Below are 17,434 nucleotides of genomic sequence, written 5' to 3' on the forward strand. Positions count from 1 at the left end.
GCCAGCGGTTAGCTGGCTTTGGCCCGTAACTCAGGTGTTATGTCAGGCTGAGTTTTCACTTCTCGCTCAGCGTCACCCTCATGGGTGGACATACGTAAGGCATTAAATTCTTGTAGTTGGCGCTTCTCATAATTAATCAGATATTGATAAATGGCAATTTGAGAACGCACTTTTCGTTTGTTACCGCGATTCCGATAAGGATTACTTTGTTCCTTGTTAATGACACGTGCTTTAGTGTTGTCATTGAACTGTAAGGATAAAATATCCATTATCATCTGTTTTAGGCGCAGATCATAAATCGGCACACTCACTTCAACGCGATTATCTATGTTGCGGCTCATCCAGTCGGCGGAGCAGATGAAGAGTTTGTTCTCTCCACCCGCGTGGAACAGCATCACCCGCGAGTGTTCGAGGAATCGGTCGACGATACTATAGACTTCGATGTTGTCGCTGATCCCCGGAATTTGCGGAATAAGCGAACACATGCCCCGAATAAGTAACTTGATTTTGACCCCAGCCGCCGAGGCTTCATAGAGCTTTTGTACTAAGGATTCATCGAGTAAGTTATTTAATTTTAAGGTAATCGCCGCCTTCATATGGCTCTGGGCATTAACGATTTCATTATCAATTAAATGGCTCAGTTTTTGTCTGGCATCGTAGGGCGACACAATTAAATGCTGGAAATTATCGCGGCGATACGGATGTTCAATCAAGTCAAATACTTGCTCCACTTCTCGGGCAATTTCTTGATTGGCGGTGAACAGCGACAAGTCAGTGTAGACCCGCGCTGTGCCTTCGTTAAAGTTGCCAGAGCCGACGTGACAATAGAGTTTGATTTCCCCTTGTTCTTCGCGGCCAATCAAGCACAACTTGGAATGTACTTTTAAGCTGGTGATACCGTGGTGAACTTTGACGCCCGCTTCGGCCAAGATGCGGGTCCATTCGATGTTGGATTGCTCATCGAATCTGGCCCTGAGTTCAATTACGGCGGTGACTTGTTTGCCGTTTTTCACTGCATCGATAAGCGATTGCATCACATGGGATTTTTTCGCCACTCGATATAAATTAATTCGAATAAAGCGCACCGCCGGATCGTAGGCCGCTTGGCGCACCATTTCGGTAAAGTGGGAAAACTTATGGTACGGATAATTGAGCATGATATCGCCCATCCGAATCGCATCGAAACTGTTGGCACTGCGGCCAAAACCTGCACTATTGAGCGCCGGTAGTTTTTCGTTTTCGAGGTAGTCGCGGCTCGGGTTGGGGAAGGCGATAAAGTCTTTAAAGCTGTGGTAACGCCCGCCTGGGATCAAACATTCGGTCGAGCTGATGTTCAGGTTTTCTTTGAGCATCACTAACATGTGTTCAGGCATTTCTTTGTCATACACTAAGCGCACAGGCTCTGCGGTAAGACGTTTTTTCAATCCCTTGGTCATTTTCTCAAGCTGGGTTTGTTCAAGCTCGTCAGTGATATCAAAATCGGCATCGCGGGTTAACTTCATCGAATACACTTCGATAGCATCGTACTCGAAGAAGGGGCCAAAGAGTTCATCGACGCAGTGGCGAATAATGTTATCTAATAAAATCAGATATTTTTTCGCTTTACTCTTTTCGGCTGGGAGTTCGATAAACCGCGGTACATTTTTAGTCGGCACTTCGACTAAGGCGTATTGGCGACGCGCCTTAGTGAATAAACACACGCATAAATAGGTGGCGTCGTCGTTGATTTGCTTGATCAGATCGCGATTATTATTGACCATAAGCGGCGCGATATGGCGTTTGAAATGGTCTCTAAAATGCTTTTTCAGCCAGTCGCTGTGGAACTCGCTTAATTGTTTCTCATTGATTAACAAAATATTACGACGTACAAGTTCGCGCATTAAATCCGTGTATATGCCATCGAACCTTTCTTGCAATGCCATCACTTTCGATTGGATCTTGGCCATTAAATGGCGGCTATTACTGCGACCTTCCTGCAGGGATGACAGCAAAATGGAGCGTCTGACCGCAGCCACACGCACCCTAAAAAACTCATCCATGTTATTGGAAAATATCCCTAAAAAGCGGACTCGCTCCACTAAGGGAACATTGTGATCGCAGGCTTCTTGCAATACCCGCTCATTAAAAGACAACCAAGAGAGTTCTTTATCAATCGAAAGTTTATCGGTATTCGGGGACACTGCACAGCTCCTTTAAGCAAGCGTCATGGCGCAATATACAATAGCATTCATCCGCCGTTGTGCAATCAGATTTACTGCCGACAAGTGAAGGAATTTCAATGATAAATATTGCGTACACGCCAAAATCAGTCTGGGATTTATCTGGGATAAAGATACGAGGGAAATATGTCAACTTGATGACGAGTGTGACAGAAATATGACCTTATGATGATCATCTTGGATTGAGCTCAAACTCAGTTCGTGTTACTGCGATTTAAGTCTTGAGAAACTGTGCAAGCGCGGCTTCCTTGAGGATAAATCCGTCAGTGTTAACTCCTTGGGCATTATCGCAAACTATGTTATCTTGCTCGGCTTTTTTATCGCGGGAGTAAAAGGTATGTTTGTTGGATTTGATTATGGTAGTGCTAACTGCGCCGTAGGGATCATGCTGGATGATGGTGTGCAGTTATTGGCGTTATCAGAGGAATCAGCTTATTTGCCTTCGACCTTATACGCGATGGACAGGGAACTGATCGCCGAGGCGGTTTATCGTGGCCTTCCCACTGAATTGAAAGCCGATTACGCCAAAAAGCGCGCCGCGCAATTGAGCCGTGCCCGTATGGTGCGCCATGAGTTAGATCTCGATGCTGATGTTCAGGCTGTATTTGTTGGCGAGCAGGCGGTGAGCGCGTATTTAGAGATGCCGGAGGAGGGATTCTATGTCCGTTCGCCAAAATCCTTTTTAGGCGCGACAGGGCTTAGACCCGAACAAGTGGCCCTGTTTGAAGATATTGTTACCTTGATGATGCAGCACATTAAAGTGCGCGCCGAATCTGTGTTGGTTGAAAAAGACCTTGTGAAACAGGGTAGCACTGCGATGATCACCCATGCGATTATTGGTCGTCCGGTGAACTTTCAAGGCATAGGTGGTGAAGAGAGTAACCGTCAGGCCGAAGCCATTTTGACCTTAGCGGCAAAACGCGCGGGTTTCATCGACGTTGATTTTCTGTTCGAGCCGTTAGCGGCGGGGATGGATTATGAAGCGACCTTGACCGACAACAAAACGGTATTGGTCGTTGACGTAGGCGGCGGTACAACGGACTGCTCTGTGGTAAAAATGGGACCCGCCCATAAACAAAAAGCGGATCGCAGTGAAGATTTCCTCGGTCACAGCGGCCAGCGGATCGGCGGTAACGATCTCGATATCGCCCTTGCAATGAATGCCTTTATGCCGCATTTTGGTTTAGGTTCCTTGATGATCAATGGCAAACCTATGCCCAGTAAAACCTTTTGGAATGCGGTCGCAGTGAATGATATTAGCGCCCAGCGAGAATTCAGTACCTTAAGTAGCCGTAAATTGATTGATGAATTGGTTAAAGAAGCCGAGCAGCCACAGTTACTGAAGCGATTGTTAAAGGTGCAACAGCAGCAGTTAAGCTATCAACTGGTTCGCCAAGCCGAGCGTGCGAAAATTGCACTGTCAGATACCGATAATACTGATGTTAATCTGGATTTTATCGAAGCGGCGCTGCACGCAGGTGTGAGTCGTGAATTGTTTGAAAATGCCATTGAGCCGTCGCTGACGAAAGTGGAAGCTCTGATGCACCAAGCGCTCGCGCAAGCTGCAAAAACTTTGGCTGCAACAAATGTCGCGGTAAACCGCTCAGCAACAGAGGATTTATCCGCTGAAGCAGAGTGTAAACCCGATGTGATTTACGTGACGGGTGGTACGGCACGAAGCCCTGCGATTTATGCGAAAATCGCTGGTATCTATCCCGATATTCCGGTCGTGGTCGGCGATCACTTTGGCTCAGTGACAGCCGGATTAACCCGCTGGGCACAAAAGCTATTCGCTACGCATTAATATATAAGCGCTAACATATCAGCACTAATGTAAAAGGATGTATGAATGAAAACTCTGTTGAAGTGTGCGTTTGCGGCCTCTGTAGGTCTATTGCTTGCGGGTTGTGGTGACGATGTGGGTAAGGTGAGCTTAGGGCTTTTTACCACTAAAGATGTGATTATTGATGCTAAAAACGATCCTAAAATACCTGGGGTGACTTGCCATATCAGTCGTATCGAAGCCAATTTAGATTTTGCTGATCCGTCCGATATGGGGATCAGTTGCCGTCAAACTGGGCCAATTACTGCGGCCGATCTGGCGAAGATAGACATGGGGAAACACGGCGAAGTGATTTTCACTGAATCCCTGAGTATTTTATTTAAGTCATTAAAAGTGCGCCGGATTTATGATGCACAAAATCAGACTCTGTTGTATTTGTCCTATTCGACGAAAGAGACCAATGGCAGCCATAAACATGCGCTCTCAACAGTGCCGCTTTATGGCTCTGCGGCTTGGGTCGATCCTGCATTAAGTATTGGAACGAAAGCGCATTAATCGCCCTAGAGTTTATGATTTAGCGGTTTATTTGCTATAAGCATAATGATATTGCAGTAAACATTCGTATTTGTGTCAGTATCGATAAGAGAAGGGGCGGAATATTTATTCCGCCCCTTTTTTATATTCAGCTAGCACTTAGCACATTAAATATCGTTACTTAGCTTTGGCCGCCAATACAGCGTTAAAACGTTCAAACCCAGCACTGAGATCGGCGATTAAATCAGCGGGATCTTCTAAACCAATATGTAAACGGATCAAAGGTTTGCTCGCATCCCATTGCGTTGCTGAGCGGATTTTTTCAATACCGAAAATGCCGAGGATTAAACTCTCGTAGCCGCCCCAAGAAAAGCCCATCTTAAAGTGACTCATATTTTCAACCAGTGCGGTGACGGCATCGGCATCGCCCTGTTTTAAGATAAAGGAGAACAAGCCGTTGGAGGCACTAAAGTCGCGTTTAAAGAATTCGTGCCCGGGGCATGTATCGAACGCGGGGTGACGTAGATGATCGACTTCTGGCCGGGTTTTCAACCAGTTGGCTACTTGCAGGGCATTTTTTTCATGTTGTGCCATACGCACGCCTAAGGTACGTAGGCCGCGGGCAGCAAGGTACACATCGTCTGGCGATGTGGTTTGTCCCATCAAATAACTGTGTTCACGTAATTGTGGCCAGTATTTTTCGTTGGCCGTGGCCGTGCCTATCATCACATCCGAGTGACCGACGATGTATTTGGTCGCCGCTTGAATTGAGATATCTACACCCATTTCAAAGGGTTTGCTATTGATGGGCGAGGCCCAAGTATTGTCCAGCATAGTGATCAACCCATGTTTGTGGGCGATGCGGCACAAGGTCGGTACATCTTGCACTTCCATGGTGATGGAGCCCGGAGACTCTAAAAACAGAACCTTAGTATTGGGGCGAATGAGGTCGCGAATGCCTGCGCCAATCAGCGGATCGTAATAGGTGGTTTCGATACCAAAACCGCCGAGAATATGGGTACACAGATCCCGCGTTGGCTCATACACGCTATCAACCATTAACAGGTGATCGCCCGTTTTTAAAAATGACAGTAGCGCCGCACTGATCGCCGCAGCGCCAGAAGGATACAGCGCCGTACCGACGCCACCTTCTAGTTCGGCAATCGCGGCCTGAAAGGCAAAATGGGTTGGAGTGCCACGGCGGCCATAAAACATCTCGCCATTGGTTTTATTTTTCGCGGCGTGGCGCATTTCATCCATGGTTTCGAAGACGATAGTCGAAGCACGAAAAACGGGCGGATTGATCACGCCTTTGGTCCATTTTTTGTCTCGACCTAAGCTGACGATTTGGGTGGCTTGATGATGTTTATCTGTCATTGGATCATTACCTTGGCATTTAGGTTGAACGAATAGGTTGAACAATTAGGGAGAATAATTGGCGTTTCTTATCGATTGTTATGGCGGTCATCTTAGCATCTGCACGCATAAATGACAGGAGGCGCGTGATGAGTTTGGCTCATGTTATTGGCCTCCTGTATTTTAGCTGTTGAGATTATGACGCAGGGCTTAAAAGCTGTAACACGCTTAACTTAAAGCCCGCATGTTCTTAATTTAAAGGTAAGGTAACAAGGATATCCACACCATTATGTTCGCTGCGATTACGGGCAAGGATTTGTCCTTGGTGGAACTCGGCGACCAATCGCGCGATATACAGACCTAAGCCTAGGTGGGGTTTATCTTGGGCTTGATTTATCCGCACCGACACCATGGAATCGAAAATCTGCTCCGACATATCAATGGGCAGTTCAGGCCCTAAGTTACTGATAAGCAGAGTCGCTTGCTTACCCACTTGTGTGAGCGTGACTTCGATAGCACTGTCTTTATGGCAAAACTCAATGGCGTTGGCGATAAGTTTGTCCATTAACTGGGCGATATATTCTGGCACACCTTGCATCATCAGTGGTTGTTCGGGCACTTTCACACTAAAGCCTTGTTCTGGATAGGTCATTTGATAACCTTGCATACAACCGCTGACCACTTGGGAGAGTGGGAACTTAGTGATATCGGCCTGCGTTAAACTCTGTTCTAAGCGTGTTGCCTCGCTCATGTTGTTTAAAATCATGCTTAAGCGGCTGACACCTTCTTGGGCGCGGTCGACATATTTTTGCGTGTCTTTATCTAAGGTCTGCAGGTTTAAATGCTCAAGGGATGAACGCACCACAGCCACGGGCGTGCGCAACTCATGGGACAGGCGCGACGACATGTTTTCTAGATAGTGAGTGTACTGACCCAGTCGCCCCACAATGCTAGAGAAGCTACGGGACAGATCGCCAATTTCATCCCGAGCCTTCGACGGTTTGAGGTGATTACGGACACGGCCTTGGCTATCGATGGCGTTTTCGGCTTCATCGCGCAATTTACGGATGCGGTTAGAAATACTCGAGGCGAAGAAGAACAGCGCCAAGGTGCCCATACTCATTATGGTCAAAATCACGTTAAAGAGTTTTTCCAGCGCTCGGTTACGTAGAGTTCGAATTCCGTGGGTGGTTTCTTCGGCGACGACGGCACCCATCACATTGTTATCAATCCAAATGGGGCTCGCGGCGGCGAGTACCACAGCTTTGTTGTCTGGGGTTAACCGCCAAGTCGAACTTTGCTGACCCGCGAGGGCTTTTTGGATATGACTGCCGTCAAGCTCGGTGGAATCTTGTAAGGAATCAATAAAGTCTTTGGGCGGTTTAGTGAGAATTTTATAGTACAGCGGATGCAGATAATCACGCTTGAAGGTATCCCACAGCGCGGTACTCTTTTCATCTTCTAAGGTGCGGGTCCATACACTGTCATTAGCGCGAATGTCGCCGGATTTTGCCAGTACGCGACCGTGTTTATCGACTACCCAAATACGTGAGCTATAGTGGCTCATGCCTTTGATAATACTTTCAATTTCCGGTGATGGTACCAGCACAGTGCCGAGATTGTCGACCGTATCTAAGGCCGAGGTGCCGACAACTGCAGCGACATCACGGTATTTGCTGTCGTTGACATCGGCAATGGCAAATCCGAGTTTGCTGCCGACCATGTCTAAGGGAATACGCAGCTCGACATTGTAGCCCACATCTGTCGTCGCCCATTGTCCTTGGATACGTACCTCAGGTGTAACAGGCACAGTTTGCTTAGGATTAGCGGGTAATTCGAAGGCGCTGATCCAGCCGGGTTGAGTCGTGGCAACGATATAGCGTTTGAATTTATTGTCGGGCGCGAGTGTTGCAATCGAGAGATGATCGTTTCTATCGACACTTAGGGCATTTTTACCCCGCAGTACCACGGTTGGATCAATGACTTGAAAAAAAGCATACAGATAACCATCGTATTGGCCGACCATGTGGGTAAAGCTTAAGGTCAGGGGAGCGTTCGGATCGGCACGCATAATTTGGTGCGCCTCACCGTATTGGATAAATCTGTGCTGATATTCCTGCCATTCGTTGAGTTTGCCGTCGAGTAGAATCGCCCCCGCCAGTGGATAGGCGTATAGATCGCGGCTTTTTTCCACTTGCTTTAAAAAACTCGCTTGTCCATCGAACAATTTCGGCCGCTCGTGCAGCGCGGTGGCCAGTGCTTGAGTGGTGCCTTCTAAGGTGCGTTCTTGGCCGTGGCGAAGATACTTTTCCATTTCCCACACATATTGATACCCCAGCCAAGGTAGGCAGAGCAAGAACAGGCTAAGGCCGATGACTTTAGTGCGTAGACCAAAGGGGAAACGTGTCATAAGTTAGGGATCAGCATTAATGGGTTTAAAAGTTCATTCATCCAAGGTTATCTGGTTCAACGCCGCGCTTAAAGGTTGGTTAAGCCATAGATCAGGCCAAGCTGTCCCAGCGATAACCCATACCATAGACAGTATCAATACAATCAAACTCTGGCGCGGTAGCGATAAACTTTTTGCGAATGCGTTTCACATGGGAGGTGATAGTGCTGTCATCGACAAAGATTTTAGCCTCTTGCATTAATTCATGGCGACTGCGTACATGGCCTGGATGTTTGGCTAACGCATGCACCATCCAAAATTCGGTCACGGTAAGTTCGATTGGTAACTGGTTCCAATAGACTTGCATGCGATTGGCATCAATGGTCAGTGGGCCACGTTCGAGCAGATTTTCCTGCGCCGTTTGGCTGGCCGCAAGTTCAGAGCGTCGAAATAATGCGGCTAAGCGTGCGGTTAAATGGGGGAAACTCACTTCTTTGCTCAAGTAATCATCGGCGCCTAAACGCAGGCCACACACAGTATCAAAGTCACTGTCACGGGCGGTTAAAAAGATGATCGGCAGCGTGCTCGACATGGCGCGCAATGACTGACATAGCATAAAGCCGCCGTCAATTTCATTACCTAAGCCGATGTCGATAATGGCTAAATCCGGTAAACGGGTATTAAAGGCTAGCATGGCCGATGGTCTGTCGGCGTAGGTTTGCACGCTGTAACCGTGTTGTTGCAGCACGTCCTTGTAATTCTCGCGAATGGCCGCTTCATCTTCCACTATGGCGATACGCTTCATAGAGCCGTATTCCTATTGACTTGGGGGAGTAAGTTTTCGTGACTATACAGGATTTTACCCGAGAAAAAAGGCCACAAATGCAATTGCCATTTTGTTGCCACAATTGATAGTTGCATTGCCATTTTCCATCCCTGCTCATGCCATTCCACTTGTGTTTAATAGCCCCATTCAGTTTTGTACCCGTTTGACCTGATGTGGTGTTGAGTGGATTGCTTCAGGTACGAGTCCAAGCTCAGCTAATAATCAAAAGGAATGAGATGATGAAAAAGACACTAATTAATCTATTGGTTTTGAGTTTATTAAGCGCACCTGTAGCCAGTGTGTCAGCGCGGGTTTCACTGCAAAACCAAGTGATAGGACAAGACCTCACCCTAGAAAATGATGCCTATGTTAGCGGTATCGCGATGGATGACGAATACGCAAGCGAGGACGAACAACCGGAAGCCTTAATTGGCCTCGGTGGTGGAGCCTTAGTAGGGGCGTTAGTCGGTGGTCCAGTGGGGGCGATTATTGGTGCGTTCACAGGCACCTTAATTGGCAAATCGGTCAGCGATACAGACACACTGCACGTTCAGCAAAGACAGATCCATTTGCAAGAGTCCCAGTTATCCGAGTGGAGTGTAAAACAGCAAGCCGCCGAAAAACGGGCGAGCGAATATACCAAGGCGCAGCAAGAGCTGGATGAGTTGCTGTCAGCGCAACGTCAATTGCTCAGTGAACTCGCCTTGGGGCTTAGCGTACAGTTTCGTACCGGTTCCTCTGAGGTTGAATCGCATTTTTTGCCCCAATTAGATGATGTGGCTGAGGTGATGAATTTGTCACCAGAACTCAATCTTGAGCTGAAGGGTTATGCCGACCGCCGTGGTGATGAGAGTTACAACCAAGCCCTTTCTGAGCAGCGTCTACTGGAGGTGCGTGGCTACCTGATTAAGCAAGGCGTCACTGCCGAGCGTATGACCACTCAAGCCTTTGGCGCTTTATCGCCTTTGCAAGCCGACCAAGACAGAGAATCGGATGTGTTCGACCGCCGCGTGACATTAACACTACAGCCTCATTTGGCCTTGACGGCCAGGCACGCTGCTGACTAGCGGTCAATTTAAGTAGTCCATTTTACGTCGTTCATATTAACGACAACCAACATCAGTTCATATTTGTTAATAAAGGAAGCCTTTGTGATGATCACAGGGAAAAGGGTAAAAGAAGTGAGTGAAGCGGTAGCGGTATTGCTGATCAGTGCCGCCGTGTGTTGGGGTTTGCCCTTTGTGGCATTGGCTTCGCCGAATAGTACCGGCACATTATCTGCGCCACAGAATATGGCTTCGGCATTGGTCGGGCAAAATAGTGCTCACAGAACGGCAGAGTCACACATCATTAATTACGATGATATTACGCAGGGGCTGTTGCTTTATCGCCAGCCGAGCGGTGCATGGGTGCCATCTTTGCCGCTCGATACACAAGTGTCGATGCAAGTCTCTGGCTTAAGTAATCGCGTGAGCGTGAAACAGGTTTTTCGCAACAACACTGAATTTGTGTTGAATGGGCAATATTTGTTCCCGCTGCCCAATGAGGCTGCGGTGGATTCGTTGCGATTACATATAGGCCAGAGAGTGATCGAAGGGCAAATTCATCCTAAGGCCGATGCCAAGCAGATTTTTGAGCAAGCGAAAGCTGAAGGTAAACGTGCCAGCTTAGTGAGCCAAGAGCGGCCTAATATGTTTACGACCGAAGTCGCAAACCTAGCACCTCAAGAGGAGCTGATTGTAGAAATCAGCTATCAGGAGACCATTAAATATGAAGATGGTTTGTTTAGTTTACGTTTTCCGCTGGTGGTCGCGCCCCGTTATATTCCGGGATTAACATCGGATTCAAGTGCTAGCGACTCACATGATCCTATGGCACAGGTGCGCCAATCAAGCCGAGTGACAAGTTCGCAGGTGTTTGATGCTGACCGGATTGTGGCACCAGTGCGGGACGGCGCCAGTGGACGCGATCCTGTGCTGAAGGCAGACATTCAAGTCTTACTCGCAAAGGGGGTTGATAAAGCGTCCATTGAGAGTCCTTACCATGACATCAAACTCAAGCAAGACAACAGCGGCGCGGTCGATGTATCGCTGGCGCAACGTGTGCCCGCTAATCGGGATTTTGTGTTGCAATGGCGAGTACAGCAGGGCACTAGCCCAATGGCTTGGGTGTTTAATCAGCAAGGTAAAACCCATAAGCTCGATGGCGAAAATCGGTCTCAGGATACACTTGAGACAAGTAAAACCAGCGGCGTAAATGATGATAATTACAGTCTCGTCATGGTGTTGCCTCCTAAGGTTGAAAAGAGTACTCAGCCGAGTTTGCCCCGTGAATTAATTTTAGTGATTGATACTTCGGGCTCTATGGCGGGGGATTCTATCGTTCAAGCTAAAAATGCACTGTTATACGCGTTAAAAGGACTGAAGCCGGAGGACAGTTTTAACATTATCGAATTTAACTCCAGTTTGTCTCAGTTCTCGGTAGTGCCACTACCGGCGACCTCGTCGAATTTGTCACGGGCCCGTCAGTTTGTGAGCCGTTTACAGGCCGATGGTGGCACTGAAATGGCGTTAGCACTGGACGCTGCCTTGCCAAAATCCTTGGGCAGTGTATCGCTTGATGCAACGCAGCCTTTGCGCCAAGTGATCTTTATGACCGACGGCTCTGTGGGCAATGAACAAGCGTTATTTGACTTGATCCGCTATCAAATAGGTGAAAGCCGACTATTTACTGTCGGTATAGGTTCGGCGCCTAATTCTCACTTTATGCAAAGGGCGGCTGAACTCGGTCGTGGCACTTTTACCTATATTGGCAAAGTGGATGAAGTCGATGAGAAGATTAGCGCCTTACTCAGCAAAATTCAATATCCAGTGTTAACCGATATTCAAGTGCGTTTTGATGATGGCAGTGTGCCCGATTACTGGCCATCACCGATTGCCGATCTGTACCGCGGTGAGCCAGTGCTCGTGAGTCTAAAGCGCAGCGCCCGTGAGCCACAGGAGTTAGTGATTTCAGGACGCCAAGGGCATCAAAACTGGCAACAGTCGCTCTCGCTGCAGGACAACTCCGCAGGATTGATGACCCATCAAGGTGCGGGTTTAGATTTGCTGTGGGCGCGTAAACAGATTGGTGCATTGGAGTTGAGTAAAAATGGCGCGAATGATGACAAGGTCAAACAGCAAGTGACGGCCTTATCAATGAATTATCACTTAGTCAGCGCCTATACCAGCTTAGTGGCGGTGGACTTAACCCCAATTGATTCAACTGCAATGAGCCGTGATGCCGTGGTTCGTCAGCACTTGCCCTTAGGTTGGCAACCTTTTGGCGCCTTGCCGCAAACCGCGACGTCAAGCCGTTTGGATATGTTATTAGGTGCGCTGACCTTGCTACTCGCTTTGATTCTTACGGGATCGATTCTTCGACAAAGACGGGAAGAGAAGGCGGCCTTGGTGGCACTTACCAGTGAACGATGAGTTAAGCGCGATGAGCAAAAGCAGAACACAGCGATTTTTAGTGGTGGGATTATTTTTAATTGGCGCAACATTGTTAGGAAAGGGACTCTATATGCAAGCTAAAGCACACTTTGCCCAGTATTTGATTGAACAGGCGTGGACTAAAACCTTGGCTGATGGTCAATCCCATAAGCCTTGGTCATGGGCGGATACTTATCCCGTGGCAAAGCTGTCTATTCATCGTGAACAAGTGGCGGCTAATAGCGATATTGAAGCCGAGCTTAATGACAGTTTATATGTGTTGGCGGGGGCTTCTGGGCGAAATTTGGCCTTTGGTCCGAGTCTGGTGTTGTCCAGTGCGCCAGCGGGGCAAAAAGGCAATACTGTGATTGCCGGCCACAGGGATACGCATTTTGCGATACTCAATGGCATGGCGGTGGGGCGTCGATTATCGTTACAAACGCTTAAAGGCAATCACATTATTTATGAAGTGGTGGCGACTCAGGTCGTACATGAAACCGAAACTCAATTTATGGCGTCATCCGATGATAATCGCTTAACGTTAATTACGTGTTATCCCTTCGATTCACTTCAAGGTGGTGCTGAACTGCGGTTTGTGGTGCAGGCGATCCCCGTCGAAAATGAGTCGATGGAAACACTCGGTACGAATGCATCCGTTTCAATAGGGAGTGGCGTGCAAGGGAATATTGGAACTGTTTCACGCAGTTTCAAACATTAATCTGAAATCTAATTTAAATCATTCACTTAGCTTTCAAAAAAATGCTATTTTGTTAATCATCTTAGCCTGAAGCTGAATTATCGGCTTCAGGCTAAGTTATAACCATCAGTTACTGATAGGCAGCACACGATTTCGTCCTAAGCGTTTGGCTTCATAAAGTAATTTGTCTGCCGCTTCAATCAATTGCATACCCGTTTGTTTTTCTTGCCATTGGGCGACGCCAAAGGAAGCACTGATATTATTGATGCGTTCGTCTTTGCGTCTGTCTTTTAAACTGAGTTTTTCGAGTCCACGGCGCATAGCTTCGGCCAGTTGCCTTGCGATACGTAGCTGACTTTTAGGGACAATAATCGCAAATTCTTCACCACCAAAACGATACAGTTTCGTGCCATCGCGGCAGGATTCCTGTAGCCGTTTCGCCACGGCGCGTAACACTTGGTCGCCGAGCTGGTGGCCATAGGTGTCGTTAAACACTTTAAAATGGTCGATATCGGCCAAGATCACACAAGTGCCTAAGGGGGCTTGGGCTATCATTCCTGCAAAATCAGTGTCAAAGGCGCGGCGATTAAAGCAGCCCGTCAGTGCATCGTAGAGAACGTCTTTTTCTGTTTGTTCAAGTTTTTTCTTTAGTGCGTCTATTTCGGTTTGAGCCTTCTGCAGCTGACCGGTAAAGAACTCTGTGCTCGAGCGAATATTGTCCGACTCTTTCACTAAGCTGCGGACCAGATCGAGTACTTGCTCAACGCTAAAGCCTTCGTCTTCGATGCGGTTGAGCTTTTCAAAATTACTTTCGATACGTGACTGGAAGTCATTGGCATCTAGATTGGTATCTTTGAGTGATTGGGAAAGCTCAGTCACCATAGCATCCAGATTTTGGCGCATTTCTCTGACATCGAGTTCAACTGGGTCGGCAACATATTGGCGATACAAGATTTCGCTACTGACAGGAGGGCAAGTATTGTATTGGGCAATAACAGTATCGAGTTGTTGATTTAACTCCGGATTTTGTTCACCAACATAAGTGTACCAAAGCGCATAGTTAACGGGGGTGGTCGGAATTTTATGTTTGAGCATCAGAGGCACTGCTTTTTTGAGGTTCAGTGCAGCGGCTTGTAATAACTCTAGCGACATATTGTTACCTTACTCAATGAAAATACACGGATATTTTAAAATTTTCGCTATTTTTTATTCTGTTGCAGTCAGATTTAGGTCAACGACAAGAATATCGGTCAGATGGAGACATGATTACCGTTTACTCTTGGATGCAGCGACTCCGTTTGCGCTAAGACTTCCATCATAAATTAAAGATGATATGGTAAAGTCTATCCTTAAAACCAAATAATGATAATAACTTGGGAGAAAGTTGTGAAAAATTTAATCATAACCACAAGTCTGTTGGCCACTATTTCATTACCTGTCTTTGCTGAAACGGCATTTGTGAAAAGTCTCGATCTCGTGCAATACCGAACCGATGTGAAAACCTTAGCGAGCGATGCTTTTGGGGGACGCGCGCCCTTGTCTGAAGGTGAGACGTTAACTTTAGACTATTTAGTGACAGCATTTAAAGATATGGGTCTCAAACCCGGATTTGGCGATAGCTATTTACAGGCGGTTCCTTTGGCGCAAATTAGTGCCGATCAAAACATGCAGCTTGATATCGGCGGACTTAAATTTGCCAATGGCAGTGAATTTACCGCGAGAACCCAAAGAATCGCTGAAACCGTGAGCCTGAATAAAAGCGATGTGGTATTTGTTGGCTATGGTATCAATGCACCCGAATATGGCTGGAATGATTATCAAGGGTTAGATGTAAAAGGCAAAACGGTCATCGTTCTCGTGAATGACCCCGGCTTTGCGACCCAAGATCCAACAATATTTAAAGGCAATGCTATGACCTATTATGGTCGCTGGACTTATAAATATGAGGAAGCGGCGCGTCAAGGCGCTGAGGCCGTGTTTATTGTCCATGAAACCGCGCCAGCCGCCTATGGCTGGGGAGTGGTGCAAAACTCCAACACGGGCACTAAGTTTACTCTGGTCGATGCCAATAATAACCAAGGTCAAGTGGGCGTGATGGGCTGGGTTCAGCACGAAACCGCACAAAAAATCTTTGCCAAAGCGGGATTGGATTTTGATACCTTAAAACGGCAAGCAGCTAAGCCAAACTTTAAGGCTATCCCACTTAAGCTGAGCGCGCAGTTCACGTTAAACAATAAAATTGAACGCGCCGAGTCCCATAACGTCGCGGCCTTACTGCCCGGTAAAACGCGCCCCGACGAAGTGGTGATGATGCATGCCCATTGGGATCACCTTGGCACTGTGATTGAAGACGGTAAGTCAGAGATTTTAAACGGTGCGGTCGATAATGCCAGCGGTGTGGCGGGGGTTTTAGCGTTAGCGCGTTACTTCAAACAGCAGGCTAGCACGGCGCCACTGGATCGCTCGGTGCTCTTCAGTGCCTTTACTGCAGAAGAAACGGGTCTGATTGGTGCACAGCATTTTGCTCAGCATCCCAGTGTGCCAACCAAAAATATCGTCGCCTTTTTAAATATCGATGGCATGAATGTAAATAAAGGCGTGGATTACATTTTGCGCTATGGGGAAGGGGTATCTGAGTTGGAGCAATACTTAGATAAAGCCGCCAAAGCCCAAGACCGTTCGGTAAAAGCGGATCCAAGACCACAGAATGGATTGATGTTTAGATCAGACCATTTTGCGCTGGCCCAGCAAGGTGTACCAGGATTGTTATTTATGAGTCTTGGAGATACAGATCCTGACTATATTGCGCATAAATATCACCAAGGAGCCGATGATTATGATCCAAATTGGACGTTGGAGGGGGTGAGTCAAGACCTAGACTTGATCGCCAGTATGATAACCACCTTAGCGAATGGTTCAGATTGGCCCCATTGGCTTGAATCATCAGACTTTAAAGCCAAACGTGAGCAGGATGGCCGTAAATAGGTTTAATGGGTTGGATCATGAGGGCGTCCAGTAGGCGCCCTTATTTTTTCGCACTAATTTGGGCCAGGGTTCGGGCAACTGTTTGAGCGAGAAGGGGTGTTTAATACAATATGGGAAGAGATTTTTATTGAATTAAAAGGAATAGCTGATAGAAAGCATAGGGCCAATAAAATTGTAATAGATGTTGTAATCGGCGATTTGAGTATCTTTATTCGGCGAATTTTGGGCGATATCAACGTCAACTTTATAGTAGTTATAGGCCACGCTCATTCGCCAGTTTGGGGTGATTTGTGCATTAACCCCCACTTTAATATCAACCAGTTCGCCTTTGACATCATTGAGTTTGATGTAAAAATACTGTGCATGGCTGGTGATTTGCCAACCGGGAACAAATTCATACTGACCATATATGCCAATGTCGGGCAGTGGCGCAGTGACATTTTCGTCAACAATGCGCGGAATTGCTTGGCTACCGCAGACATTATTGAGTAATTCCGATGAAGCGCAAACACCAATCACCCCTTCAAAACCTGTCTTGATAAACATAGTATGTAAACCAAGTGATAGACCGACATCATAGTTACTGCCTTGAAATACATCATAGCCATAGCCGAAGCGCAGTACATCAATGTTTAAGGTTGAATTTAGATTACCGCCTGCTTTGATATCGTAAATGGTGTCGTTAATCTCGAGCTGGAAGGGTTTGGTTAAGGCTTGGGTTTCGGCGTTACGATGAAGCTGTTTCCAGTCTAGGTAGATATTGTGCCGTTCGTTAAAGTGATAATTTAACTCGATAAATGGTAAAAATTCGTTTTCTGCAAGTTGTAGATCGGACTCATAATCTAAGGTGAAATTATTACCCGAAACAGGGTTAGTGACTTCCATATTGGTGTCTGATTGCGAATAAAAGCCGCCTAACTGAATAGTAAAATCATCGGCTTGCACTTGAGTGCTGAGCAGTGACGCTATGATTAGGGGTAATAGGCGGATCGACATGTTAAGGAGTGACTCCTGCATTATTCTTATTATGTTTAGCGATAAGGTCAGAATTTAGTGCCATAAAAAAACAACATTTGGAGTTTAACAGCAAATTTTTCAATGTGAACAAAATGTTTTAAAAAATGCAAAAAATTGTGATTCAAAACAAAAGTAGGGCTGGTTCTCGTGAGGTT

General features: G+C 47.0%; 12 protein-coding genes. 6 read left to right on the top strand and 6 right to left on the bottom strand.

Translation table 11 applies throughout. From position 1 onward, the window contains the following. Positions 1-8 precede the first annotated feature (8 nt). Entirely contained in the window at positions 9-2,180 is a 2,172-nt protein-coding gene (gene ppk1, locus KFE26_RS04930; RefSeq protein ID WP_028760273.1) for a polyphosphate kinase 1, read from the bottom strand. A gap of 376 nt (positions 2,181-2,556) precedes the next feature. Between ppk1 and yegD the strand changes: the two genes are divergently transcribed. Together yegD and KFE26_RS04940 are read left to right on the top strand one after the other, a co-directional pair. Beyond that, on the top strand, positions 2,557-4,023 hold the full coding sequence (gene yegD / locus KFE26_RS04935) for a molecular chaperone (protein ID WP_212599812.1): 1,467 nt from the start codon (positions 2,557-2,559) through the stop codon (positions 4,021-4,023). A gap of 45 nt (positions 4,024-4,068) precedes the next feature. Next, the gene (locus KFE26_RS04940) at positions 4,069-4,557 is read left to right on the top strand and encodes a CreA family protein (protein WP_113941505.1); all 489 of its coding nucleotides are present in this window, start codon (positions 4,069-4,071) and stop codon (positions 4,555-4,557) included. A 156-nt stretch (positions 4,558-4,713) separates the two neighbouring features. On the opposite strand, the gene KFE26_RS04945 is transcribed toward KFE26_RS04940, so the two are convergent. From KFE26_RS04945 to pdsR, 3 genes are all read right to left on the bottom strand, one after another. Beyond that, positions 4,714-5,913: a cystathionine beta-lyase gene (locus KFE26_RS04945; RefSeq protein ID WP_212599813.1), complete on the bottom strand. Its 1,200-nt coding sequence runs from the start codon at positions 5,911-5,913 to the stop codon at positions 4,714-4,716. 229 nt (positions 5,914-6,142) lie between these two features. Further along, entirely contained in the window at positions 6,143-8,302 is a 2,160-nt protein-coding gene (pdsS, locus tag KFE26_RS04950) for a proteobacterial dedicated sortase system histidine kinase (protein ID WP_028760269.1), read from the bottom strand. A gap of 91 nt (positions 8,303-8,393) precedes the next feature. After that, positions 8,394-9,086, bottom strand: a complete 693-nt coding sequence (gene pdsR / locus KFE26_RS04955) for a proteobacterial dedicated sortase system response regulator (protein WP_006081337.1) — start codon at positions 9,084-9,086, stop codon at positions 8,394-8,396. Between the two features lie 257 nt (positions 9,087-9,343). On the opposite strand from pdsR, the gene pdsO reads away from it, so the two are divergent. From pdsO to KFE26_RS04970, 3 genes are all read left to right on the top strand, one after another. Beyond that, positions 9,344-10,174: a sortase-associated OmpA-like protein PdsO gene (gene pdsO, locus KFE26_RS04960; protein WP_212599814.1), complete on the top strand. Its 831-nt coding sequence runs from the start codon at positions 9,344-9,346 to the stop codon at positions 10,172-10,174. Between the two features lie 87 nt (positions 10,175-10,261). Further along, positions 10,262-12,580 carry a marine proteobacterial sortase target protein gene (locus KFE26_RS04965; protein ID WP_212599815.1) on the top strand — a complete coding sequence of 773 codons (2,319 nt, stop codon included), beginning with the start codon at positions 10,262-10,264 and terminating at the stop codon, positions 12,578-12,580. 10 nt (positions 12,581-12,590) lie between these two features. Continuing rightward, positions 12,591-13,298, top strand: coding sequence for a class GN sortase (locus KFE26_RS04970; RefSeq protein ID WP_212599816.1), 708 nt, complete (start codon positions 12,591-12,593; stop codon positions 13,296-13,298). A gap of 105 nt (positions 13,299-13,403) precedes the next feature. Here KFE26_RS04970 and KFE26_RS04975 read toward each other — a convergent pair whose 3' ends face one another. Further along, a complete protein-coding gene (locus KFE26_RS04975; protein WP_028760265.1) occupies positions 13,404-14,429 on the bottom strand; it encodes a GGDEF domain-containing protein in 1,026 nt (341 codons plus the stop codon). 210 nt (positions 14,430-14,639) lie between these two features. Here KFE26_RS04975 and KFE26_RS04980 point away from each other — a divergent pair, with 210 nt between their 5' ends. Continuing rightward, positions 14,640-16,262: a M28 family metallopeptidase gene (locus tag KFE26_RS04980; RefSeq protein ID WP_212599817.1), complete on the top strand. Its 1,623-nt coding sequence runs from the start codon at positions 14,640-14,642 to the stop codon at positions 16,260-16,262. 132 nt (positions 16,263-16,394) lie between these two features. On the opposite strand, the gene KFE26_RS04985 is transcribed toward KFE26_RS04980, so the two are convergent. Further along, positions 16,395-17,258 (bottom strand): hypothetical protein, encoded by an 864-nt coding sequence (locus KFE26_RS04985; protein ID WP_212599818.1) that lies wholly within the window; start codon positions 17,256-17,258, stop codon positions 16,395-16,397. Positions 17,259-17,434: the final 176 nt, after the last annotated feature.

The organism is Shewanella sp. M16 (assembly GCF_018224605.1).
Taxonomy (GTDB): domain Bacteria; phylum Pseudomonadota; class Gammaproteobacteria; order Enterobacterales; family Shewanellaceae; genus Shewanella; species Shewanella oncorhynchi.

Bases quoted from the DNA above. Each gene is read 5' to 3' on its own strand.
- yegD (WP_212599812.1), top strand. From the start codon at position 2,557: ATGTTTGTTGGATTTGATTATGGTAGTGCTAACTGCGCCGTAGGGATC.
- KFE26_RS04940 (WP_113941505.1), top strand. From the start codon at position 4,069: ATGAAAACTCTGTTGAAGTGTGCGTTTGCGGCCTCTGTAGGTCTATTG.
- KFE26_RS04945 (WP_212599813.1), bottom strand. From the start codon at position 5,913: ATGACAGATAAACATCATCAAGCCACCCAAATCGTCAGCTTAGGTCGA.
- pdsS (WP_028760269.1), bottom strand. From the start codon at position 8,302: ATGACACGTTTCCCCTTTGGTCTACGCACTAAAGTCATCGGCCTTAGC.
- pdsR (WP_006081337.1), bottom strand. From the start codon at position 9,086: ATGAAGCGTATCGCCATAGTGGAAGATGAAGCGGCCATTCGCGAGAAT.
- pdsO (WP_212599814.1), top strand. From the start codon at position 9,344: ATGATGAAAAAGACACTAATTAATCTATTGGTTTTGAGTTTATTAAGC.
- KFE26_RS04965 (WP_212599815.1), top strand. From the start codon at position 10,262: ATGATCACAGGGAAAAGGGTAAAAGAAGTGAGTGAAGCGGTAGCGGTA.
- KFE26_RS04970 (WP_212599816.1), top strand. From the start codon at position 12,591: ATGAGCAAAAGCAGAACACAGCGATTTTTAGTGGTGGGATTATTTTTA.
- KFE26_RS04975 (WP_028760265.1), bottom strand. From the start codon at position 14,429: ATGTCGCTAGAGTTATTACAAGCCGCTGCACTGAACCTCAAAAAAGCA.
- KFE26_RS04980 (WP_212599817.1), top strand. From the start codon at position 14,640: ATGATAATAACTTGGGAGAAAGTTGTGAAAAATTTAATCATAACCACA.
- KFE26_RS04985 (WP_212599818.1), bottom strand. From the start codon at position 17,258: ATGTCGATCCGCCTATTACCCCTAATCATAGCGTCACTGCTCAGCACT.